21 protein-coding genes are annotated in these 19,723 nt (G+C 72.3%); 9 read left to right on the forward strand and 12 right to left on the reverse strand.

Annotation, left to right across the window (positions count from 1 at the left end):
- The 3 genes from V7793_RS16910 to mca all read right to left on the reverse strand — a co-directional run.
- A partial coding sequence (locus V7793_RS16910; RefSeq protein WP_336007309.1) for a thioredoxin domain-containing protein occupies positions 1-1,802 on the reverse strand: 1,802 nt, incomplete at its 3' end.
- 699 nt (positions 1,803-2,501) lie between these two features.
- Positions 2,502-2,729 carry a hypothetical protein gene (locus tag V7793_RS16915; protein WP_336007311.1) on the reverse strand — a complete coding sequence of 76 codons (228 nt, stop codon included), beginning with the start codon at positions 2,727-2,729 and terminating at the stop codon, positions 2,502-2,504.
- 4 nt (positions 2,730-2,733) lie between these two features.
- Positions 2,734-3,603 carry a mycothiol conjugate amidase Mca gene (gene mca, locus V7793_RS16920; protein ID WP_336007313.1) on the reverse strand — a complete coding sequence of 290 codons (870 nt, stop codon included), beginning with the start codon at positions 3,601-3,603 and terminating at the stop codon, positions 2,734-2,736.
- A gap of 125 nt (positions 3,604-3,728) precedes the next feature.
- On the opposite strand from mca, the gene V7793_RS16925 reads away from it, so the two are divergent.
- Together V7793_RS16925 and greA are read left to right on the forward strand one after the other, a co-directional pair.
- Entirely contained in the window at positions 3,729-4,139 is a 411-nt protein-coding gene (locus tag V7793_RS16925) for a DUF4307 domain-containing protein (RefSeq protein ID WP_336007315.1), read from the forward strand.
- A gap of 199 nt (positions 4,140-4,338) precedes the next feature.
- The gene (greA, locus tag V7793_RS16930) at positions 4,339-4,836 is read left to right on the forward strand and encodes a transcription elongation factor GreA (RefSeq protein ID WP_336007317.1); all 498 of its coding nucleotides are present in this window, start codon (positions 4,339-4,341) and stop codon (positions 4,834-4,836) included.
- 153 nt (positions 4,837-4,989) lie between these two features.
- On the opposite strand, the gene V7793_RS16935 is transcribed toward greA, so the two are convergent.
- The 3 genes from V7793_RS16935 to ilvA all read right to left on the reverse strand — a co-directional run bounded on the left by V7793_RS16935 (position 4,990) and on the right by ilvA (position 8,302).
- Positions 4,990-5,850, reverse strand: a complete 861-nt coding sequence (locus V7793_RS16935; protein ID WP_336007319.1) for an ABC transporter permease — start codon at positions 5,848-5,850, stop codon at positions 4,990-4,992.
- Positions 5,847-6,887, reverse strand: a complete 1,041-nt coding sequence (locus V7793_RS16940; protein ID WP_336007321.1) for an ATP-binding cassette domain-containing protein — start codon at positions 6,885-6,887, stop codon at positions 5,847-5,849. The genes V7793_RS16935 and V7793_RS16940 overlap by 4 nt, the downstream gene beginning before the upstream one ends.
- A gap of 122 nt (positions 6,888-7,009) precedes the next feature.
- Entirely contained in the window at positions 7,010-8,302 is a 1,293-nt protein-coding gene (gene ilvA / locus V7793_RS16945; RefSeq protein WP_336007323.1) for a threonine ammonia-lyase, read from the reverse strand.
- Positions 8,303-8,518: 216 nt separating this feature from the next.
- Between ilvA and V7793_RS16950 the strand changes: the two genes are divergently transcribed.
- Positions 8,519-9,019 carry a MarR family winged helix-turn-helix transcriptional regulator gene (locus V7793_RS16950; protein ID WP_058045983.1) on the forward strand — a complete coding sequence of 167 codons (501 nt, stop codon included), beginning with the start codon at positions 8,519-8,521 and terminating at the stop codon, positions 9,017-9,019.
- A 155-nt stretch (positions 9,020-9,174) separates the two neighbouring features.
- Here V7793_RS16950 and V7793_RS16955 read toward each other — a convergent pair whose 3' ends face one another.
- Entirely contained in the window at positions 9,175-10,320 is a 1,146-nt protein-coding gene (locus V7793_RS16955) for a cystathionine gamma-synthase (RefSeq protein WP_336007326.1), read from the reverse strand.
- A gap of 143 nt (positions 10,321-10,463) precedes the next feature.
- Between V7793_RS16955 and V7793_RS16960 the strand changes: the two genes are divergently transcribed.
- The 4 genes from V7793_RS16960 (at position 10,464) to V7793_RS16975 (ending at position 12,962) form a co-directional block, all read left to right on the forward strand.
- Entirely contained in the window at positions 10,464-11,546 is a 1,083-nt protein-coding gene (locus tag V7793_RS16960) for a hypothetical protein (RefSeq protein ID WP_336007328.1), read from the forward strand.
- A 41-nt stretch (positions 11,547-11,587) separates the two neighbouring features.
- Positions 11,588-12,247: a peptide-methionine (S)-S-oxide reductase MsrA gene (gene msrA / locus V7793_RS16965; protein ID WP_336007330.1), complete on the forward strand. Its 660-nt coding sequence runs from the start codon at positions 11,588-11,590 to the stop codon at positions 12,245-12,247.
- 92 nt (positions 12,248-12,339) lie between these two features.
- Complete coding sequence (locus V7793_RS16970) at positions 12,340-12,693, forward strand: hypothetical protein (protein WP_336007332.1); 354 nt, start codon at positions 12,340-12,342, stop codon at positions 12,691-12,693.
- Complete coding sequence (locus tag V7793_RS16975; protein WP_336007334.1) at positions 12,690-12,962, forward strand: hypothetical protein; 273 nt, start codon at positions 12,690-12,692, stop codon at positions 12,960-12,962. Before V7793_RS16970 ends, V7793_RS16975 begins: the two co-directional genes overlap by 4 nt.
- 56 nt (positions 12,963-13,018) lie before the next feature.
- Here the strand turns inward: V7793_RS16975 and V7793_RS16980 are convergent, their stop codons facing one another.
- Both V7793_RS16980 and V7793_RS16985 read right to left on the reverse strand, forming a co-directional pair.
- Complete coding sequence (locus V7793_RS16980) at positions 13,019-13,393, reverse strand: DUF1330 domain-containing protein (RefSeq protein WP_336007336.1); 375 nt, start codon at positions 13,391-13,393, stop codon at positions 13,019-13,021.
- A 136-nt stretch (positions 13,394-13,529) separates the two neighbouring features.
- A complete protein-coding gene (locus V7793_RS16985) occupies positions 13,530-14,108 on the reverse strand; it encodes a class I SAM-dependent methyltransferase (RefSeq protein ID WP_336007338.1) in 579 nt (192 codons plus the stop codon).
- 54 nt (positions 14,109-14,162) lie between these two features.
- Between V7793_RS16985 and V7793_RS16990 the strand changes: the two genes are divergently transcribed.
- A complete protein-coding gene (locus V7793_RS16990) occupies positions 14,163-14,948 on the forward strand; it encodes an AraC family transcriptional regulator (RefSeq protein ID WP_336007340.1) in 786 nt (261 codons plus the stop codon).
- A 51-nt stretch (positions 14,949-14,999) separates the two neighbouring features.
- Here the strand turns inward: V7793_RS16990 and V7793_RS16995 are convergent, their stop codons facing one another.
- The 3 genes from V7793_RS16995 to V7793_RS17005 form a co-directional block, all read right to left on the reverse strand.
- On the reverse strand, positions 15,000-16,190 hold the full coding sequence (locus V7793_RS16995) for a DUF2786 domain-containing protein (protein WP_443057928.1): 1,191 nt from the start codon (positions 16,188-16,190) through the stop codon (positions 15,000-15,002).
- A 227-nt stretch (positions 16,191-16,417) separates the two neighbouring features.
- On the reverse strand, positions 16,418-17,671 hold the full coding sequence (locus tag V7793_RS17000) for a GNAT family N-acetyltransferase (RefSeq protein ID WP_336007342.1): 1,254 nt from the start codon (positions 17,669-17,671) through the stop codon (positions 16,418-16,420).
- Positions 17,672-17,823: 152 nt separating this feature from the next.
- Positions 17,824-19,101 carry a L,D-transpeptidase gene (locus V7793_RS17005; RefSeq protein ID WP_336007343.1) on the reverse strand — a complete coding sequence of 426 codons (1,278 nt, stop codon included), beginning with the start codon at positions 19,099-19,101 and terminating at the stop codon, positions 17,824-17,826.
- A 335-nt stretch (positions 19,102-19,436) separates the two neighbouring features.
- Here V7793_RS17005 and V7793_RS17010 point away from each other — a divergent pair, with 335 nt between their 5' ends.
- Positions 19,437-19,721 carry a hypothetical protein gene (locus V7793_RS17010; RefSeq protein WP_336007345.1) on the forward strand — a complete coding sequence of 95 codons (285 nt, stop codon included), beginning with the start codon at positions 19,437-19,439 and terminating at the stop codon, positions 19,719-19,721.
- Positions 19,722-19,723 lie beyond the last annotated feature (2 nt).

Below are 19,723 nucleotides of genomic sequence, written 5' to 3' on the forward strand. Positions count from 1 at the left end.
CCGTCGAGCAGGGCCTCGGCCACCGCCAGGCCCCAGCTGATGAAGCGCGGCGCCCGCGGGCCCAGCGCCCGGACGACGCCGAGCGCCCGCTCGGCCAGCTCGCGGTGGGTGGTGCTGCCGGTGTACGCGGCGTAGGTCAGCAGCGCTCCGCAGGCGGCGGTCCAGCCCGACGGGGTGGCGTTGTCCATCGGGTCCTGCGGGCGGCGGATGAGCGCCTCGGCGTCGTCGGCGGTGTCGAAGAGCGCGCCGTCGGCGCCGGTGAAGCGGGTGAGGACCGTGTCCAGGAGCAGGCCCGCGAAGTCCACCCAGACGCCCTCGCCGGTGACGGCGCTCAGCGCGAGGAAGCCCTCGGCGACGTCGCCGTAGTCCTCCAGGACGCCCGCGTGGACGCCGGCCGTGCCGTCCAGGGAGGTGCGGAAGAGCCGGGCGTGCCAGTCCATGTGCGTACGGACCAGCAGGTCGGCGGCGTCGGTGGCGGCCTGGACGAGGTCCGGCCGGTCGAAGTAGGCGCCCGTCTCGGCCAGCGCGGCGACGGCGAGCCCGTTCCAGGCGGCCACGACCTTGTCGTCGCGGCCGGGCCGGGGCCGCTGCTCGCGCGCCGCGAGGAGCCTGCGGCGCACCGAGTCCAGCTTGCCGGCGTCCAGGAGCTGCTCGGAGTCGGGCAGCTGCAGGACGGAGGCGCCCTCCTCGAAGGTGCCCTCCTCGGTGACGCCGAAGTGCGCCGCCGCGAGCAGGGCGTCCTCCTCGCCGAGCACGTCGCGCAGTTGCTGCGGCGTCCACACGTAGTAGGCGCCCTCGGCGTGCCGCCCCGTGCCGTCGTCGCTGTCCGCGTCCAGCGCGGAGGCGAAGCCGCCCTGCTCGGTGCGCATCTCGCGGACCAGGAAGTCGGCGGTCTCCAGGGCGACGCGGCGGGCCAGCCCGGAGCCGGTGGCGCGCCACAGGTGCGCGTAGACGCGGCAGAGCAGGGCGTTGTCGTAGAGCATCTTCTCGAAGTGCGGGACCACCCACTCCGCGTCGACCGAGTAGCGGGCGAAGCCGCCGCCCAGCTGGTCGTAGATGCCGCCCCGGGCCATCGCCTCGCAGGTGGCCTGCACCATCTCCAGGGCGCCCGCGGAGCCCGTACGGGCGTGGTGGCGCAGCAGGAACTCCAGCGTCATGGACGGCGGGAACTTCGGTGCACCGCCGAAGCCGCCGCGCACCGCGTCGAAGTCACGGGTGAGCGCCAGCAGCGCGGCGTGCGCGTCCTCGGCGGACGGCGGCTGCGGCGGGGCGCCCTTCTCCCCCGCGACGCCCAGGGCGAGCGTGCGCTCGGACAGCTCCCGCACGATGCGGCCGGCGACCTGGCCGACCTCCTCGCGGCGGTCGCGCCACGCGGCCCGCACGCCCTCCAGGACCTGCTGGAAGCCCGGCATGCCGTGCCGGGGGGCGGGCGGGAAGTAGGTGCCGAAGTAGAACGGCTCGGCCCCGGGCGTGAGGAAGACCGTCATCGGCCAGCCGCCCTGGCCCGTGGCGGCCTGGACGGCCTCCATGTACACCGCGTCGATGTCGGGCCGCTCCTCGCGGTCGACCTTCACGGAGACGAAGTGCTCGTTGAGGAGGGCCGCGGTGGCGTCGTCCTCGAAGGACTCGTGCGCCATCACATGACACCAGTGGCAGCTCGAATAGCCGACGCTCAGCAGCACCGGCACGTTCCGCCGCCGCGCCTCGGCGAAGGCCTCGGCCGACCACGGCCACCAGTCGACCGGGTTGCCGGCGTGCTGGAGGAGATAGGGGGACGTCTCGTGCGCCAGTCGATTGGGCATACGCCCATCCTCGCGCACGGGATTCCCTGCGGGGCGGCGGTGGGCCCGTGTCCACCGCCGGGCCCGGGCCCGGAGACGCCGCACACCGCGGGCCGCCGTCGCCCCGGCACCGCCTGAACACCCCGGCGTGGCTGATCACCTCGCGGCGGAGAGTTCCTCCGCCGCAACGGCGAAACGCCCGACGGCGGCCAGCAGCAGTGCCGAGCCCACCCCGGCACACCGACCACCGGACCCGCCAGGAACCCGAGCCGGCCAAACCGGACACCGCCCACCGGCCGACGCCGGTCCGGCACCACCGGCACGCGCCGGCGTGGCTGATCACCGCTGCGGCGGAAAATCTTCCGCCGCAACGGCGAAACGCCCGACGGCGGCTGCCGGCAGTGCCGAGTCCGGCCCTGCAGGCCGCCCCGGCACACCGACCACCGGACCCGCCAGGAACCCGAGCCGGCCAAGCCGAACACCACCCACCGGCCGACGCCGGTCCGGCACCGCCGGCACGCGCCGGCGCGGCTGATCACCGCTGCGGCGGCAGATCTTTCCCGCCGCAACGGCGTAGCGCCCGAACGGTGGCTGCCGGCGGTGCCGAATCCACCGGCAGACCCCGGCACACCGACGGCCGGAGACCGGTCCGGCACTGCCGGAACGCGTCCACGTAGCTGATCACCGCCGCGGCGGGAAGCCCGCAGGGCGACCCGCGAGTCAGCCCTGCCGGACCTCGCCGGAGGCGACCGGTGCCGCGCCGGAGGCGTCCGGCTCCTCGGCGAAGTCCACTCGCTTCATGTGCTTGTTCATGCTCTTCATCAGGAACCACACCGCCACGCCGATGACGGCGAAGACGATGAAGCCGAGGACACCGGGGGTGACCTTGTTCTTGTCGAGTTCTTCGGCGAGCGGCACCAGCTGGGTGGCGGCGAGGGAGCTCATCATGGGGTCAATTGTTGCGGATGCCCGCGAAGAGGTCGTCCTCGGGGAGGGACGTGCCGACGAGAGACTTCGCCAGCTCGTACTCCTCCGTGGGCCAGACCTCGCGCTGGAGGTCCAGCGGCACGCGGAACCAGCCGCCGTCCGGGTCGATCTGCGTGGCGTGCGCGATCAGGGCCTTGTCGCGGATCTCGAAGAAGTCGCCGCAGGGCACGAACGTGGTCAGGTGGCGCTCACGCCCCATCGTGTGCCAGCGCTCCAGCCACTCCCCGTAGGGGGACTCCATGCCGCGCTCCAGCAGGGCGTCGTGCAGCGCCTGCGTGCGCTGACGGTTGAAGCCCTGGTTGTAGTAGAGCTTCTGCGGCTGCCAGGGCTCGCCGGCCTCGGGGTAGCGCTCGGGGTCGCCGGCGGCCTCGAAGGCCACCATCGTGATCTTGTGGGTCATGATGTGGTCGGGGTGCGGGTAGCCGCCGTTCTCGTCGTACGTGGTGACGACGTGCGGACGGAACTCGCGGATCAGCTTCACCAGGCGCCCGGCCGCCTCGTCCACGTCCTGGACGGCGAAGCAGCCTTCGGGCAGCGGCGGCAGCGGGTCGCCCTCCGGCAGGCCGGAGTCGACGAAGCCCAGCCACTCCTGCTTGACGCCGAGGATGTCGCGCGCCTCGGCCATCTCCTTGGCGCGGACCTCGTGGATGTGCTCCTCGATGTACGGGTCGCCCTGGAGCTTGGGGTTGAGGATGGAGCCGCGCTCGCCGCCCGTGCAGGTGGCCACCAGCACGTCCACCCCCTCGGACACGTACTTGGCCATCGTGGCCGCGCCCTTGCTCGACTCGTCGTCGGGGTGGGCGTGCACGGCCATCAGTCGCAGCTGCTCAGTCAAGACTTCGTCCTCGGTCACTGGTCATGGCCCGTCTTATCGGTGTGTCGGGGCGCCTCCTATAGTGACCGAAGCGGGAGGCGTTTCATTCCTGTTCTCCCGACCAGCACCGACCCGGAGGAAAGATCATGGCTGCGGCACGCGAGGGGCTGCCCGACGGTCGCTACGGCCGCTCGGCGGACGCGCGCGCGGACCGCAAGCTCAAGATCGTCGGCGCCGTGCTGGGTGCGGGGCTGCTGGGCGTCGTCGCCTGGTCGGGTGTGCACTACATCACCAAGACCGACGTGACGGGACAGCTCCTCCGCTCGAAGCCCGTGTCGGACGACACGGTGGAGGCGGTCATCGAGGTCCGCAAGGACAAGGACCGCACCGCGGTGTGCACCCTGCGCTCCCTGGGCGCGAACGGCGCCGAGGTCGGCCGCAAGGACGTCACGCTGGACCGGCGCGAGGACCACTTCACCGAGACGGTCATCCTGCGCACCACGGCGCACGCGGCCGCCACCGACCTCGAGGGCTGCCGCTCCGTCTCCGGCAGCTGATCCGGCCCGGCCACCCCGCGCTGACCTGCACCGACGCGGAGCTTGCGTAATTTCTCCCGTTTACTTCTTCCCCCTTTCCGGACGGAATTGTTAGGCTCGTGGTTTCGCCCCGCTTTGAAGGTGCACCCTTCTGAGTAGGGCGTTCATTTGTTATCGCGATGTATCCCCAAGCATTCCCCAGTACCGACGAGGAGCACCTGTGACCCAGACCAGCGACAACGTCACCTGGCTGACTCAGGAGGCGTACGACCAGCTCAAGGCCGAGCTGGAGTACCTGTCTGGTCCCGCTCGCACCGAGATCGCCGGCAAGATCGCGGCGGCCCGCGAGGAGGGTGACCTGCGAGAGAACGGCGGGTACCACGCGGCCAAGGAGGAGCAGGGCAAGCAGGAGCTCCGCGTGCGCCAGCTCACCCAGCTGCTGGAGAGCGCGAAGGTCGGCGAGGCCCCGGCGGCCACCGGCGTCGTCGCGCCCGGCATGGTCGTGACCATCGCCTTCGACGGCGACGCGGACGACACCCTGGAGTTCCTCCTCGCCTCCCGCGAGTACGCCAGCTCGGACATCGAGACGTACTCGCCGCAGTCCCCGCTGGGCTCCGGCGTCAACGGCAAGAAGATCGGCGAGGACGCCCAGTACGAGCTGCCGAACGGCAAGAAGGCCATGGTGCGCATCCTGGAGGCCAAGCCGTACACCGGCTGAGCCCCACGGACGTGACCGTGCCCCGTACTCCCCTCCCGGGAGTACGGGGCACGGCGCTTTCCGGGCGGTGAACGCCCTCAGGCCCCCTCAGGACCCCCCGCGGGTCGCCCTCAGGACCCCGCGGATCGCCCTCAGGCCGCCCTCGGGCCGCCCTCAGACCGTCGCCGACCGGAACTTCCGCACCGACAGCGTCCGGAACAGCGCGATGATCAGCACCGACCAGATCAGCGACGCCCACACCGGGTGCTGCATCGGCCACGCCGACGGCACGGGATAGCCCGCCGGCAGGTTGCCGAAGAGCTCCCGGGCCGCCTGGACGGTGGCACTGAAGGGGTTCCACTCGGCGATGGTGCGCAGCACGGTGGGCATGTTGTCGGCGGGCACAAAGGCGTTGGAGATGAAGGTGAGCGGGAAGAGCCAGATCAGCCCGCCCGAGGTGGCCGCCTCCGGGGTCCGCACGGACAGCCCGATCAGGGCGCCGATCCAGGAGAAGGCGTAGCCGAGCAGGAGCAGCAGGGCGAAGCCCGCCACGGCCTTGGGGATGCCGTTGTGGACCCGCCACCCGACGATCACGGCGACGATCGCGAGCACGACGAGCGTGAGCGCGGTCTGGACGAGGTCGGCGAGCGTGCGGCCGGTGAGGACGGCCCCGCGGGCCATGGGCAGGGACCGGAAGCGGTCGATGAGCCCCTTGTGCATGTCGTCGGCGATGCCCGCTCCGGCGCCGGCGGTGGCGAAGGTGACGGTCTGGGCGAAGATGCCCGCCATCAGGAACTGGCGGTAGGTGTCCGGGTCCGTGCTGCCGCCGACGGCGATGGAGCCGCCGAAGACGTAACTGAACAGCACTACGAACATAATCGGCTGAATAAGCCCGAAAATGACCACTTCGGGGATGCGCGCCATGCGGATCAGATTCCGCTTGGCGACGACCAGGGAGTCGCGCACGGAGCGGCCGATGCCGCCGTGCACGCGCAGGGCCGCTTCCCTGGAGGCGGCGCTTCCTACGACGCTCATGGCCTGACCTCCTGCTGCGCTCCGGCGTCCCCGGCCGCTCCCGCGGCGGCCTCTGCGGAAGCGGCCGTCCCGCCGTCGCCGTTCCCCGCGGCGTCCGTCTCCGCGGCGTGGCCGGTGAGCGAGATGAAGACGTCGTCCAGGGTCGGGCGGCGCAGGGCGATGTCGTCGATGTCGATCCCGCGGGCGTCGAGCTCTCTGATGACCTCGGCGAGCAGCTTCGCGCCGCCGGAGACCGGCACGGTGACCTTGCGGGTGTGCTTCTCGACCGAGGACGCGCCCTTGCCGAAGCCCAGCAGGACCTCGTCGGCGGTGGCGATGTGCTCGGGGCTGCGCACGACGACTTCGACACGCTCGCCGCCGGTACGGGCCTTGAGCTGGTCGGAGGTGCCGCGCGCGATGACCTTGCCGTGGTCGACCACGCAGATGTCGTGGGCGAGGTGGTCGGCCTCCTCCAGGTACTGGGTGGTGAGCAGGAGGGTGGTGCCGCCGGCCACCAGTTCCTGGATGACCTCCCACAGGCCCTGCCGGTTGCGCGGGTCCAGGCCGGTGGTGGGCTCGTCCATGAACATGACGGGCGGGCTGACGACGAGCGCCGCGGCGAGGTCGAGGCGGCGGCGCATGCCTCCCGAGTAGGTCTTGGCGATGCGGTCCGCGGCCTCCGCGAGGTCGAAGCGCTCCAGCAGCTCCCCCGCGCGGGCCTTCGCGGCGCGGGCACTCATCTGGTAGAGCTGGCCGACCATGCGCAAGTTCTCACGGCCCGTCAGATACTCGTCGACGGCGGCGAACTGGCCGGACAGCCCGATGGAGCGGCGGACCGCGTCGGGCTTCTTCAGGACGTCGATGCCGGCCACGAAGGCCGAACCGCGGTCGGGCTTGAGCAGAGTGGTCAGGACGCGTACGGCGGTGGTCTTGCCGGCGCCGTTGGGGCCGAGCAGCCCCAGAACGGTTCCTTCCGGCACATCGAGATCGACCCCGTCCAGAGCCCTGACGTCGCCGAAGGTCTTCACCAGGCCTTCGGCATAAATGGCGCCTGGCATGGAAGTACTCCCCGCTTGGTGACGTACTGCCCGATTTTACGTTCGGGGCAGCCGTTGCGCCCTGTGAATGCCGCACCCCACTTGTCGCGGGCGGCCGCCCCGGGGCGGCGGTTCCGCGGCGATCAGGCCGTCACCCGGTACCCCGCCGCCCGCAGGGCCTCCCGTACCGCGGCGCAGTGCCCGTGCCCCTTGGTCTCCAGGTGCAGCTCCACCTCGGCCTCGGTCAGGCCGAGCCGCGGGTCGGTGCGGACGTGGCCGACGTCCAGAACGTTCACGTCGGCCGCGGAGAGCACCTCCAGGAGCGCCGCGAGCGCCCCCGGCCGGTCGGTCAGCCGCACGCTCAGGCTCAGGTAGCGGCCGGCCGCCGCCATGCCGTGCCGCAGGACGCGCTGCAGCAGCAGCGGGTCGACGTTGCCGCCCGACAACACGGCGACGAGCGGTCCCTCGAACGAGTCGGGGTCCGCGAGCAGGGCGGCCACCGGTGCGGCCCCGGCCGGCTCGACGACCAGCTTGGCCCGCTCCAGGCAGAGCAGCAGCGCCCGGGCGAGCGCGTCCTCGGAAACCGTCCGGACCTCGTCGACCAGCTCCCTGACCAGGGCGAAGGGCACCGCTCCGGGGCGGCCCACCAGGATGCCGTCGGCCATCGTCACGGGCTCCGCGACCGTCACGGGGCGCCCGGCGGCCAGCGACGGCGGGTACGCGGCGGCGCCGGCCGCCTGCACGCCCACGATCCGCACGTCCGGCCGCAGCGCCTTGACCGCCACCGCGGTGCCCGCCGCGAGCCCGCCGCCGCCCATGGCCACCACGATGGTGCGCACCTCGGGGCACTGCTCCAGGATCTCCAGGCCGACCGTGCCCTGACCTGCGACGACGTCGGGGTGGTCGAAGGGGTGGACGAGGACGGCGCCGGTGCGGCGCGCGTGCTGCCGGGCGGCGCTCAGCGCCTCGTCCAGGCCCTGCCCGCACAGCCGTACCCCGGCGCCGTACGAGCGGGTCGCGGCGATCTTCGGCAGGGGCGCGCTCACCGGCATGAACACCGTGGCGCGCACGCCCAGGAGCGCGGCCGCCAGGGCCACGCCCTGCGCATGGTTGCCCGCGCTGGCGGCCACGACTCCCGCCGCGCCCTCCTCCCGCGCCAGCGCCGCGATCCGGGTGTACGCGCCGCGCACCTTGAAGGAGCCGGTCCGCTGGAGGTTCTCGCACTTGAGGTGGACGGGCGCGCCGATCAGGCCGGAGAGGTGGCGACTGCCCTCCAGGGGCGTGGTGCGGACGACCCCCGAGAGGATCTTCCGGGCGCCGAGGACGTCGTCGAGGGTGACCGCGCGAGGGGGCTCCGGCGGCGGACGGACCCCGTCCGGCACATCCGGTACGTCCCTGTCCGCCGCATCCGTTCCGTCCGCTGCGCGTGCGGCCATAAGGCCAGTCTTGCAGCTCGTTTGCGTAACGACCGTCGCAACGGACGCATATCGCCCGGACGATTCCGGATCGCATGGCAGTGCATATCGATGCATACCGAGCGGATTGTTCGGTACCGGCGGAGCGGATTGCCCGGCACCGGCCCAGGCACCCTCCGGGCCGCGTACTCTGTCCCCCAATCTTCCCTGCCCGACGCACGAAGTGAGCCCCAGGCCATGCCCACCCCTTCGGACATGACGACCGACCTCGCCCCAGGTGTCCTCGACGCGCTCCAGCACCAGGTGGCCGTCTTCGCACGCCGCGCCGAACAGACACGGCTCGGCGGCGTGGGCCAGGTCCGTAACTCGATGGACCGCGCCGCTTATCTGCTGCTCAACCGCCTCGACCAGGAAGGTCCGATGGGCGTGAAGGCGCTCGCCGCCGGCATGGGCATCGACTCCTCGACCGTCACCCGCCAGGTGGCGCCGCTGGTCGACACCGGCCTGGTCAAGCGCACCTCGCACCCCGAGGACGGCCGCGCCGTCGTCCTCCAGCTCTCCCCGCGCGGCAAGGCCCGCCTGGAGGAGGTCCGGGCCTCGCGGCGCGCGCTGATGGCACTGGTGACGGACGGCTGGAGCGAGGACGAGCGGGACGCGTTCTGCACCCTGCTCACCCGCTTCAACACCGCCCTCTCCGAGGTGCACAACGCACTGCCGCCGGTGACGCCGACGGCCTGACCGGCCTGACCGGCCCGGGGGGCCTGACCAGCCCGGGGGGAAGCGGAGACACGACTGCGCCGGGCGGGCCGGAAGAAACCGGCCCGCCCGGCGCAGAACAGCAGTTGCGGGTGCTGGGGGTGCTGAGGGGCTGGTCCCGGACCGGCCCCGGACCGCTAGCCCAGCGCCTGCGTGAGGTCGGCCAGCAGGTCGTCGACGGACTCGATGCCCACCGACAGGCGCACCAGGTCCGCGGGGACCTCCAGCTGCGAGCCGGCGGTCGATGCGTGCGTCATCAGGCCCGGGTGCTCGATCAGCGACTCGACGCCGCCGAGGGACTCGCCGAGGGTGAACACCTCGGTGCGGTTGCAGATCTCCACGGCCGCTTCCTGGCCGCCCTCGACGCGGAAGGACACCATGCCGCCGAAGGCCTTCATCTGCTTGGCGGCGACCTCGTGCAGCGGGTGCTCGGGCAGGCCCGGGTAGTAGACCTGGGTGACCTTGGGGTGGGAGACGAGCAGCTCGGCCACGCGCTCGGCGTTGGCGCTGTGCCGGTCCATGCGCACGGCCAGCGTCTTGATGCCGCGCAGCGTCAGCCAGGAGTCGAAGGGGCCGGCGACGGCGCCCATCGCGTTCTGGTGGTAGGCGAGCTCCTCGGCCAGCGCCGCGTCGGCGGTGACCAGCGCGCCGCCCACGACGTCGGAGTGACCGCCCATGTACTTGGTGGTGGAGTGCACGACGACGTCCGCGCCGAGCGCCAGCGGCTGCTGCAGGTAGGGGCTGGCGAAGGTGTTGTCGATGACCAGGCGGACACCGGCCGAGTGCGCGACCTCGGCGAGGGCGGCGATGTCGCTGATGCCCAGCAGCGGGTTCGACGGGGTCTCCACCCAGATGACCTTGGTCGTGGGCCGCAGGGCGGCGCGCACGGCGGCCGGGTCGGAGGTGTCGGCGACCGACCACTCCACGCCCCAGCGGCTGATCACCTTGGCGAAGAGGCGGAACGTGCCGCCGTAGGCGTCGTTCGGGATGACCACGTGGTCACCGGGCGCCAGGAGCGTGCGCAGCAGGGTGTCCTCGGCGGCCAGGCCGGAGGCGAAGGCGAGACCGCGGACGCCGCCCTCCAGCGCCGCCAGGTTCTCCTCCAGAGCGGTACGGGTGGGATTGGCGCTGCGGCTGTACTCGTAACCGCCGCGCAGGCCGCCGACGCCGTCCTGCTTGTACGTGGACACCTGGTAGATCGGCGGCACGACAGCCCCGGTCAGCGGGTCCGGCTCCTGCCCGGCGTGAATGGCAAGGGTCTCGAATGCATGCTGATCGCTCATTTTCCCGAGCCTAGTACTCCGCACACCCGAACACCCGTGTTCACTTGTAACCGGAGCATGAACGATCCGCGGACCTCGCGCGTTGTTCCTCACACAGCCCTACTCGTAGCACTACGCTGCCCCACCCACGTTCAGGACCGATCATGGAGTTTCTGCTCATCCTGCTGGCCGTCCTCGCGATCTGCGCCGTCCTCGCCGGGCCGGCGCTGCGCCGCAGGCGGGCGCACGCGGGCCTGACCCCCGCCCCCGGGGCGACGGCCGCGTCGTACGGCTTCCTGCCGCCCGAGCAGCTGGACGTCCGCCTGCCCGGCCCCGATCCCGAGCTGCTCTCCGCCGTCGAGGAGGCCCGCCGCACCCAGGACTGGAAGCCGGCCGCCGAGATGCTCGCGCGCACCGACGACCCCGAGCAGCGCTGGCAGCGGGTGCAGACCCTGGCGGGCGCGGCGGTCCGCGAGCTGGCCGAGGCGCCCGGCACGGGCGGGGTGTGGCTGCGGCACTGGCGGGTGGTGGCCCCCGAGGATGCGGGCGGCGCGGCCGTCCAGGCCGAGTTCCTCGTCCAGCAGGCGCTGCGCGACCCCTCCTCCGAGGACTACCGCATGATCCTGGAGGAGGCCGGCACGGTCTGCGCGGAGGCCGCCCGGCTGGCGCCGGAGGACGTGGTGCCGCTGATCGTCGAGCTGGGCCTGGCGCGCGGCACGGGGGCCGGCGAGGCCGAGTTCCAGTCGGCGTGGGAGCGGGTCGTCTCCCGCGCCCCCCAGCACATGGGCGCGCACCTGGTCGCGCTGCGCTACTGGAGCGCGAAGTGGCACGGCTCCCGCGAGAAGGCCGAAGCCTTCGCGCAGCGCGCCGCCGCGGGCGCGCCCCAGGGCAGCCTGCTGCCGGCCCTGCCGCTCTTCGCCGTCCACGACCACCTGCCGGACGTCAATCTGGTCCAGGGCCTCTACCGCAGCGAGGTGATCACCCGCGCGATCCAGGCGGCGCAGTTCGCGGTGGCCCACGCCCCCTCCGGCCACCCCGTGCTGCCGCACGTGCGCCACCTGCTGGTGTGGTTCCTGGTCAACGCCGAGCGCTATCCGGAGGCCCTGGAGCAGCTGCACCGCGTCGACGGCCACATCGGCGCGGTCCCGTGGTCGTACGAGGCGGATCCCGTCGCGGCGTACACGGCGTACCGGGCGCTGGCGGTCGCGGGCGGGGAATCGCGAGGACCGGCGAACCGTTGGCCGTAATGCCCTGCCGTGCCTGCTGCTGACGCCCTGGAGGCCCTGACATGCTCTTCCCCACCCGAGAACCCCGCCTCCCCACCCCCGGGGAAGCCCTCAAGGGCCGCCCCGAGCCGGAATTCCCCCTCCAGGAACGCCACACGGTCCTGGGCACGCCCCTGGGCGGCCCCTACCCGGCGGGCCTGGAGGTCGCGGACTTCGCCCTGGGCTGCTTCTGGGGCGCGGAGCGCAAGTTCTGGCAGACGGAAGGCGTCTGGACCACCCTCGTCGGCTACCAGGGCGGCCACACCCCGCACCCCGCCTACGAAGAGGTCTGCAGCGGCCTGACCGGCCACACCGAGGTCGTCCGCGTGGTCTTCGACCCCTCGGTCGTCCCCTACCCCGCCCTCCTGAAACTCTTCTGGGAATCCCACAACCCCACCCAGGGCTTCCGCCAGGGCAACGACCGCGGCACCCAGTACCGCTCGGCGGTCTACACCCACTCCCCCACCCAGCAAACGACGGCGGAAGCGTCCCGCGACTCCTACCAACAGGTCCTGAACGCCGCGGGCTACGGCCCCATCACCACGGAAATCCTCCCGGCGGGCCCGTTCTGGTACGCGGAGACATATCACCAGCAGTACTTGGACAAGAACCCGGCGGGGTATTGCGGCATCGGCGGGACGGGCGTCTCGTGCCCGACGGGAATCGCGCCCGGAGGGAGCTGAATCGCTTCTCCCTCACTCGTCCGCGCGAAGCGGTCGGGCCCGCACTCGATACGCTGCTCCCAGGGATCAGAATCTCGCCCATGGGAGCAGCAATGACCACTTCCGCCGCCGGGCAGCCACTCATCCCTCAGCCGCCCGCCACCGTCACGGCCCTCCGCCAGGCCATCGCGCAGATCGCCCCCGCCGCCCTGCCCGCCTTCACACGCGAGCTGGATCAGGCCGCCGATCAGTCCCGCCAGAGTTCCGACTTGGCCCCGCTCCAGCGGTTCATCGCCCAGTGGGCCGTGTACGTCCACGTCCAGCGGCAGCCGCGCCTCGCCAAGGAGCTCCGCCACTGGGAGGACATGGCCGGGGCGGGCGACGCAACGCAGGCCCGGCGCGCCGCCTCCGCGATCGGCAAGATCCTGGACGACGCACACGCTGAGCTCGCCCTCCCACCGCGGTGAGCATCGACTGGCACTGGGAGTACGACCCGGATCATGCTCACGTGGCGGGCGGCATCCCCGCTCACGTGGTGACCGAGGTGGAGCGCCTTGCGGGGCAGCTGACCGACCTGGCCGCGACGGGAGTCGACGTCGGCGACCTCGGCAACGGCCCACGGCCGGGCGGCCTGCGCCGCATGAACGCGGCCGACGGCTGGTTCTACTTCCTCGTGGCGCCGAAAGACCGTCTGATCGTGATCGTCCGCATCGTGCCGCCGTTCCAGGACTTGTAGACGGGCTGGTCATCGCTGCCTGCGAGCCGAGGCGCAGGGCGCCACCGGCGGAAAGCTCACGCCTCCGGCGTGCCGCCCTCCGGTCCGCGCAGCTTCGCCGCCAGGTGTGACGGGTCGTAGCCCGGGGCGACGCCGTCGGTGAAGATGATTGCGCCCTCCACGTGTTCCGTGCGCAGGGGGATCAGGGCCTGGTAGGCGGGTGACGCGTACCAGGCGCGGGCCTGCGACAGGTCCGGGAAGGCGATCAGGACGAGGTTGCCGGGCCAGGCGCCCTCCACGACGTGGACCTCCGCGCCGTGGACGAGGAAGCGGCCGCCGAACGGGTCGAGGGTGGCCTGGATGCGTTCGATGTATTCGAGGATGTCGCGGTGGGTGCCGCCGGCGGCGTGCGGGGCTATGTCGCGGAAGCTGCCCAGGGCGTACGCGGTCATGGTGGCTCGCTCTCAAGGTGGGGGCTGGGGGTCCTCCGGTGGGCCCGGGGAACTCCCTTGGCCTGCGGTGGGTTTCAGTGGGCTTCAGTCTTCCCTGACGTCCCGGCCCGGTCGATTGCCTCCCGGGTCATCGTCCTCATCCTTCGGCCGGCCCCCGCCTCGCCACGAAGCGGAAGCTCCCCTTTCCCACCGTCACCGTGCACTCCGCGAAACCCGCCATCCGCAGCCGTGCCTCCAGGGTTTCCGGCGGGACCGGCACGCACGTGTCGCCGAGGTGGATCAGGCGGAAGGCCCGGCTGCTCAGGGCGTCGCAGCCGGTGAAGACGCCGCCGGGGCGGAGGACCCGGTGGGCTTCGGCGAAGAGGCGGTCCTGTTCGGTGAGGGACGGTACGTGGTGGAGCATCGTGAAGCAGGCGACCGAGTCGAAGCGGGCCTCCGGGAAGGGGATGTCGGCGCCGTCCCCGTACACGACGTCCACCCGGTCCCCGAAGAGCAGCCGCAGCCGGGCCGCGTACTCCGCGTCCGCCTCGACCACGCTCAGCTTCTCGGCCTTGCGCACCAGGACGCGCGTCGTGGCCCCGTAACCCGGCCCGATCTCCAGGCAGTCGGCGCCCAGCGGGACGTCCTCCAGCGCCCAGGGCAGGAGTTCGTCCCGGATCGCGCGGGCCCAGCGGTCGGAGGAGCAGAGGCGGCGGTGAATGAGGTTCATCGGCATGGTTCGAGGCTAGGAAGGAGGGGACTTGTCGTATACGGGCCAGGAGGTCAACTCATGTCGCCAGACGGACACTCACCCCACCTCGTCAATCCTCCCGGCGCCGCCGTCGCCGTCGGCAGCTTCCCCCTCGACGGCAGCGAGTGGTTCGGCCGCCACCGGCACGCCGCGCACCAGCTGGCGTGGGCGCCCCGCGGCGTCCTGGCCGTGCGCGCCTGCGGCCGTACGTGGGTGCTGCCGTCGACCGTCGCCCTGTGGATCCCCGCGGGCGTCCCGCACGCCACCGGCGCGACCTCGTCCGCGCTCCTGCGCAGCCTCTACTTCTGGCCGGACCGCTGCCCGCTGATCTGGGACGAGCCCCAAGTCGTCCCCGTCTCCGGCCTCTTGCGCGAGCTGATCGGCTACCTGGCGCAGGACCCGGAGGTCCTCGGCCCGGAGGCCCGCCACCGCGCCGAGGACGTCGTCCTCGACCTCCTCCGCCCGGTCTCCGTGACGACTGTGCGCGCCCCGGTACCCGCCGACCCCCGCGCCCGCCGCATCGCGGAGGCCCTGCGGGCGGACCCTTCCGACGGACGGTCGCTGGCGGAGTGGGGCGAGGTCGTGGGCGCGAGCGCGCGGACCCTCGCCCGCGCCTTCGTCTCCGGTACGGGCATGACGTACGGGCAGTGGCGCACGCAGCTGCGCCTGCAGGCGGCGATGCCGATGCTGGCGGCGGGTTCGACGGTCTCGGCCGTGGCGCGGCGCGTCGGCTACGGGTCGCCGAGCGCGTTCGTGGCGGCGTTCCGGCGGGGGGTGGGGGTGCCGCCGGGTGCCTATTTCGCGCCTGCGGACACCGGACAGTGAACCGGACTGACCCCGGATCGCCGTACCCCAGCTCGCCCCACCCCGCTCGTCTCACCCCAGCTCCGCCGCGTCCGCCGCCTCCGCCCCCCGCGCCCAGCCGTCCGCGTCGCGCCCCTTCAGCCGGTGCGAGGTGGTCTGCGGGAAGAGCCGTTCGGCGGTCTCGCCGACCGCGAGGTCGCGCGCGGCGAGCACGGGCAGCACCTCGGGCCGCGCCTCCTGCGCGACGGCCTCGGCCGTGGCGTCGCGCACCGCCGCCGCGAGCCGCTCGCCGATGCGGGACGCGTAGGCGATCAGGAACGATTCGCGGAAGTCACGGGTGCGGCGCGAGCGCCCGCCCGCGTGGTGGGCGTCGGCCGCGCGGTGCATCGCGGTGGTGGCCTGGACCAGCAGGGACGTGTACATGAGCTCCACCAGCTCCAGGTCGGCGTCGAAGCCGACGACGGTGGAGAAGCAGTGGTCGGCGGACCACACGGCCTGGCAGTGGTTGGCGCCGGCCACCGCGTCCAGCAGCAGCGCCTTCGCGGACTCGTACGGGCCCTCGACGCCGATCCGGCAGGCCCCGGGCCCGTCGGCGGCGGCCCCGTCGGCGTGGGCGGCGAGCAGCGCCTCGTCCATGGAGTGCCGCGCCATGAGCTCCTGGGCCTTGGCGGAGAGCGCCTCGGCCTCCTCGGGGAAGTCGGTGGACTCGGCCTTGGCCAGCAGCGCGCGGATGCGGCCCAGGACGCGCGGTTCGACGTGCACGCCGGGCCGGGTGTACGCGGCGCCGGGCATCGGCCCGACCGCCCCGGTCCGCGGCAGCCCGGCGGCGAGCCGCAGCGCGCCGAGTGCGCACGCGACGGTCTCGAAGCGGCTGAGGCGCTCGCGCTGCGCGAAGCCTTCCAGGAAGGCTGCGTCGTCGTCCCACCACACCCGCGCCTGGAGCTCGTGCAGCTGCGCGGTCCAGCGGGCGCCGAGGGTGTCGGGGGCGTAGCGGCGCGCCTCGGCGGCCAGCGCGGCCACGGCGAAGCGCACCTCGGCGGGGGTGAGCTCGCGCCGGGCGAGCCGGATCACGTCCGCGGGCTGCCAGCCGCGCTCCCAGCAGCCGCGTACGGTCGCCGAGGCGGTGCGCACGACGGCGCGGCTGAGGGCCTCCCAGCCTGCGGGGGCGGCGGAGAGGGCGGAGGCGGCGGCGTAGACGGCGTCGTCGAGGGTGTCGGGGCCGTGTGTGCGCAGGGAGGCCAGGGCCGTCTCGACGGACTCCAGGAGGGCGGTGTCCTCCAGCCGCTCCTGCCGCCGCTCTTGCTGCTGCTTCCTGCGTTCGGCCACGGAACTCTCTTCCTTGCATGACGCACGACGGATCACCGCGACGGAGAGGTCGCTGCGATACGGCGTACGGCGCTACGGCGGTACCCCGGTACGGCCCATTGTCCGTGACATTGTCCGTGACGGCCGGGTCGCCGGGGGTTACTGCCCAGGTCAGCGCGCGGAGGCTACCATTCCGCAGGCCGTCCCGGGGAGTCCCCTGCGTCATCCCGGCCACCGCCGTCGCGGCCATCGCCGTCCCGGCCGCCCCCATCCCCGCCGCCGCCATCCCGGCCGCCGCCATCCCGGCCATCGCCGTCCCGGCCACCGCCGTCCCCGCCGCCCCGCAGCGCCTGCAGCACCTCGCCCGGCACCCGCGTCTGGAAGATCCCGACGGACCGCTCCGGCCGGTAGCCCAGCATCTTGTTGACGGCGCGCATCGGACCGTTGTCGTCGGCGACGTGCGTGGCAATCTCCCGCACGGGGGGCTCCTGCGCGCGCAGCAGCTGCAGCATGCGCAGCTTGACGGCGCGTCCGAGGCCCAGACCCCGGTGGGCGGGCGCCACGGCGGTCTCGTACTGCTGCGCACGGACGTCGTCGGGCGAGCGCCGGCCGACCTCCGTGAGGGCCGCGTACGTCCCGTCGGGAGCCTCGGCGACGACCGTGAACAGGGCGCCCCCGCGCTCCCCGTACGCGCTCTGGGCGGCGGTGATGCTCTCCGCGTCCCAGCGCATGGGCTCCTGGTCCAGCTCGCCCATCGGGGCGTCGGCCATGGCGTTCCTGACGCCGGCGAACGCCGCGGCGTACCCGGCGGGTACGGCGCCCGCCCACTCCACGAAGCGGTAGCCGTCGGGCAGCTCCGGCCCGGCGGCGTCATCGGCGATCCCCTCCGCGGCCTCGCCGGCAGCCTGGCCGGCACCCTCACCGGCGACCTCGTTGGCGACCTCGGTGACCTCGGCGACCCGCTGGACGTACAGGACGAGCTGCAGCCCGCACGCGAACCCGCGGTTCCTGGCGAACTGCTCGCCCTCGCCGCCGATTTCGACCTCCACGCTCACCGACTGCCGCTGCTCACGCTCCAGGACGGCCTGTATCTCCCGCCACAGCAGCGTGCCGATGCCGCGCCGCCGGTGGTCGGGCCGGACGGCGAGCCGTCCGATCCAGGCGGTGGTGCGGTTCAGGTCGTCCTCGAAGAGCCGCAGGAGGGCGACGCCCGCGTAACCGGGCCCGCCGCCGGGCAGCGGGACCACCAGCCGGACGATCCTGCTGCGCGAGGCGGGGATCCGCAGCTGGCCGGCCGTCTCCACCCGCCCCGGCCCCGGCACCCCGGCCGGCAGGTCGTGGGCGTGCGCGGCGGTGACGACGGCGTGCCAGGCGTCGATCTCCTCCTCGGAAGGGGCGGCCCCCAGGCGCTCGACGCCTGATCGCAGAAGTTCGCTCATCCAGCGCACGGTACGTACCCCACCTGGGGTTGTCGTGCGGTTTTTGCCGCCGCAACAACCCGCCGCAACGCAAACGCCGGGCGGGGCTGGGAAAACCAGCCCGCCCGGCGTCCGGCGGTCGAAGACCCGGCAGCAGCCGGGACCCCTGAGGATCAGGAACCCGTGGCGCTCCCCGCGACCCACGCGTTCCAGTCCATGTTCCAGCCGTTGAGGCCGTTCTCCGGAGCGATGGTCTTGTCGGGCGAGTTCTTCACCTCGACGACGTCACCGATCTGGGAGTTGCTGAAGAACCAGGCGCCCGAGGTGTTGGGGTCGTCGGCGCCCTGCTTGTCCTGCAGGCCGATGCAGCCGTGGCTGGTGTTGGCCGTGCCGAAGATGCCGCTGCCCCAGTAGTTGCCGTGGATGAAGGTGCCGGAGGTGGACAGGCGCATGGCGTGCGGCACGTCCTTGATGTCGTACTCGCCCTTGCCGTCGCCCTTGGTGAAGCCGACGGTGGAGCCGTCCATCCGGGTCTCCTTGAACTTCTCGGAGATCACCATCTTGCCGTTGTACGTGGGGTTCTCGGGGCTGCCGGCCGAGATCGGGATGGTCTTGATGGTCTTGCCGTCCCGGACGACCGTCATCTGGTGGGACTTGGTGTCCACCGTGGAGACCTGGGCGTAACCGATCTTGAAGGAGATGGTCTTCTTCTGGACGCCCTTGACGCCCGGGGCGCCCTCGACGCCGTCCAGGTTGAGCTTCAGGGTGACCTGGGAGTTGGCCTTCCAGTAGTCCTGGGGGCGGAAGTCGATGCGCTGGTCGCCGAACCAGTGGCCGACGACCTTCTGGCCGCTGCTCGAGTTCACCTCGATGTGCGACTGGACGGCCTTGCGGTCCTTGATCGGCTTGTCGAAGTTGATCGACACGGGCATGCCGACGCCGACGGTCGAGCCGTCCTCCGGCGTGAAGGAGCCGATGAAGCTGTTGGTGGGCGAGACCGTGGTGAACGAGGAGTTCTCCGTGGCCTTGCGCTTGTCGGAGTCGACCGCCTCGACCACGATCTTGTACTTGGTCGAGCGCTCGAGCTGCGCCTTGGGCTGCCAGGACGTCTTGTCCGGCGATATCGTGCCCTCGACCGGGGTGCCCTTGTCCGTCGTCATCTTGACGCTGGTGAGCGTACCGTCACTGACAGTGACCTTGGCGTTGTCCGCCGCGATGCCGGCGTTGGCGGAGCCGTCCTTCTGCGCGATCTTGATCTGCGCCTTGGAGGCTTCCTTCGCGGCCGCGGCGTCGACCTTGTTCTGCTCCTTGCCGCTGCCGCTGGAGCTGCTCTTGCCGCCGTCGTCGTCGCCACCGCCGCAGGCGGTGAGGGTCAGTACACCGCCGAGCACAGCGGCCGCGGCCACGAGAGCCTTGCGGCGCTTGCCGTACGTCATCACACGCTTCTCCATTGCTCCTGCGGCCCCTATCCCCGAGCCGAACCGTGGGGCAGCACGATTCCCGGCTACTACTTCAAGGAACGCCTGCACCGGTTCGTCCGTTCCACACCCTTGGAGAATGTGGGGAAGGCCACGCCTACAGAGCCCCTCGGAGGGGCGCCATGATAGCGGGGGTCCTGATAGGGACGGGGGTGGTTGCGGGGCGCGGGGCGGCAGTGACCGCCGGAAACCCATGGCTTCCTCAGGGGCGTTCGTATCACTACCATCGGGTCACTGACATCGAGTCAGCCCGGGCGCGGCGGATCCGCCGCGCCCTCAAAATCTGCCGCGCCGAGGGGGTTTCATCCGTGACCGCACGCCGACCGCTGCTGACCGCTGTCGCCGCAGGGTCGCTCCTGTGTGCGGTGTGGTTCATGCCGACCGCGAACGCGACGGTCGAACGGACGGACCGGCCCGCCCCGGAAGCCCGCCTCGCGGCACCCCCTGCACAAGGCTCTGAGCAGCAGCTTTCCCTGGCCGCCTCGGGCAGTGTCGACACCACTCCCTACGTATTCGGGGGAGTTGCCTTCCTGGCGGCGGGCGGAGCGCTGGTGACGGTCGCCGTGCGCAGGACGCGCACGGCGGACCGCTGACC

This window comes from Streptomyces sp. KLMMK, assembly GCF_036961605.1.
GTDB lineage: Bacteria > Actinomycetota > Actinomycetes > Streptomycetales > Streptomycetaceae > Streptomyces > Streptomyces telluris.

What these genes read in the sequence shown, in the direction of transcription:
- V7793_RS17000 (WP_336007342.1), bottom strand. Translation starts at nt 17,671, where the DNA reads ATGAGCGAACTTCTGCGATCAGGCGTCGAGCGCCTGGGGGCCGCCCCT.
- msrA (WP_336007330.1), top strand. Translation starts at nt 11,588, where the DNA reads ATGCTCTTCCCCACCCGAGAACCCCGCCTCCCCACCCCCGGGGAAGCC.
- V7793_RS16990 (WP_336007340.1), top strand. Translation starts at nt 14,163, where the DNA reads ATGTCGCCAGACGGACACTCACCCCACCTCGTCAATCCTCCCGGCGCC.
- V7793_RS16955 (WP_336007326.1), bottom strand. Translation starts at nt 10,320, where the DNA reads ATGAGCGATCAGCATGCATTCGAGACCCTTGCCATTCACGCCGGGCAG.
- V7793_RS17005 (WP_336007343.1), bottom strand. Translation starts at nt 19,101, where the DNA reads ATGGAGAAGCGTGTGATGACGTACGGCAAGCGCCGCAAGGCTCTCGTG.
- V7793_RS16925 (WP_336007315.1), top strand. Translation starts at nt 3,729, where the DNA reads ATGGCTGCGGCACGCGAGGGGCTGCCCGACGGTCGCTACGGCCGCTCG.
- V7793_RS16950 (WP_058045983.1), top strand. Translation starts at nt 8,519, where the DNA reads ATGCCCACCCCTTCGGACATGACGACCGACCTCGCCCCAGGTGTCCTC.
- V7793_RS16940 (WP_336007321.1), bottom strand. Translation starts at nt 6,887, where the DNA reads ATGCCAGGCGCCATTTATGCCGAAGGCCTGGTGAAGACCTTCGGCGAC.
- V7793_RS16935 (WP_336007319.1), bottom strand. Translation starts at nt 5,850, where the DNA reads ATGAGCGTCGTAGGAAGCGCCGCCTCCAGGGAAGCGGCCCTGCGCGTG.
- V7793_RS16970 (WP_336007332.1), top strand. Translation starts at nt 12,340, where the DNA reads ATGACCACTTCCGCCGCCGGGCAGCCACTCATCCCTCAGCCGCCCGCC.
- V7793_RS16980 (WP_336007336.1), bottom strand. Translation starts at nt 13,393, where the DNA reads ATGACCGCGTACGCCCTGGGCAGCTTCCGCGACATAGCCCCGCACGCC.
- ilvA (WP_336007323.1), bottom strand. Translation starts at nt 8,302, where the DNA reads ATGGCCGCACGCGCAGCGGACGGAACGGATGCGGCGGACAGGGACGTA.
- V7793_RS16960 (WP_336007328.1), top strand. Translation starts at nt 10,464, where the DNA reads ATGGAGTTTCTGCTCATCCTGCTGGCCGTCCTCGCGATCTGCGCCGTC.
- V7793_RS16915 (WP_336007311.1), bottom strand. Translation starts at nt 2,729, where the DNA reads ATGATGAGCTCCCTCGCCGCCACCCAGCTGGTGCCGCTCGCCGAAGAA.
- V7793_RS16985 (WP_336007338.1), bottom strand. Translation starts at nt 14,108, where the DNA reads ATGCCGATGAACCTCATTCACCGCCGCCTCTGCTCCTCCGACCGCTGG.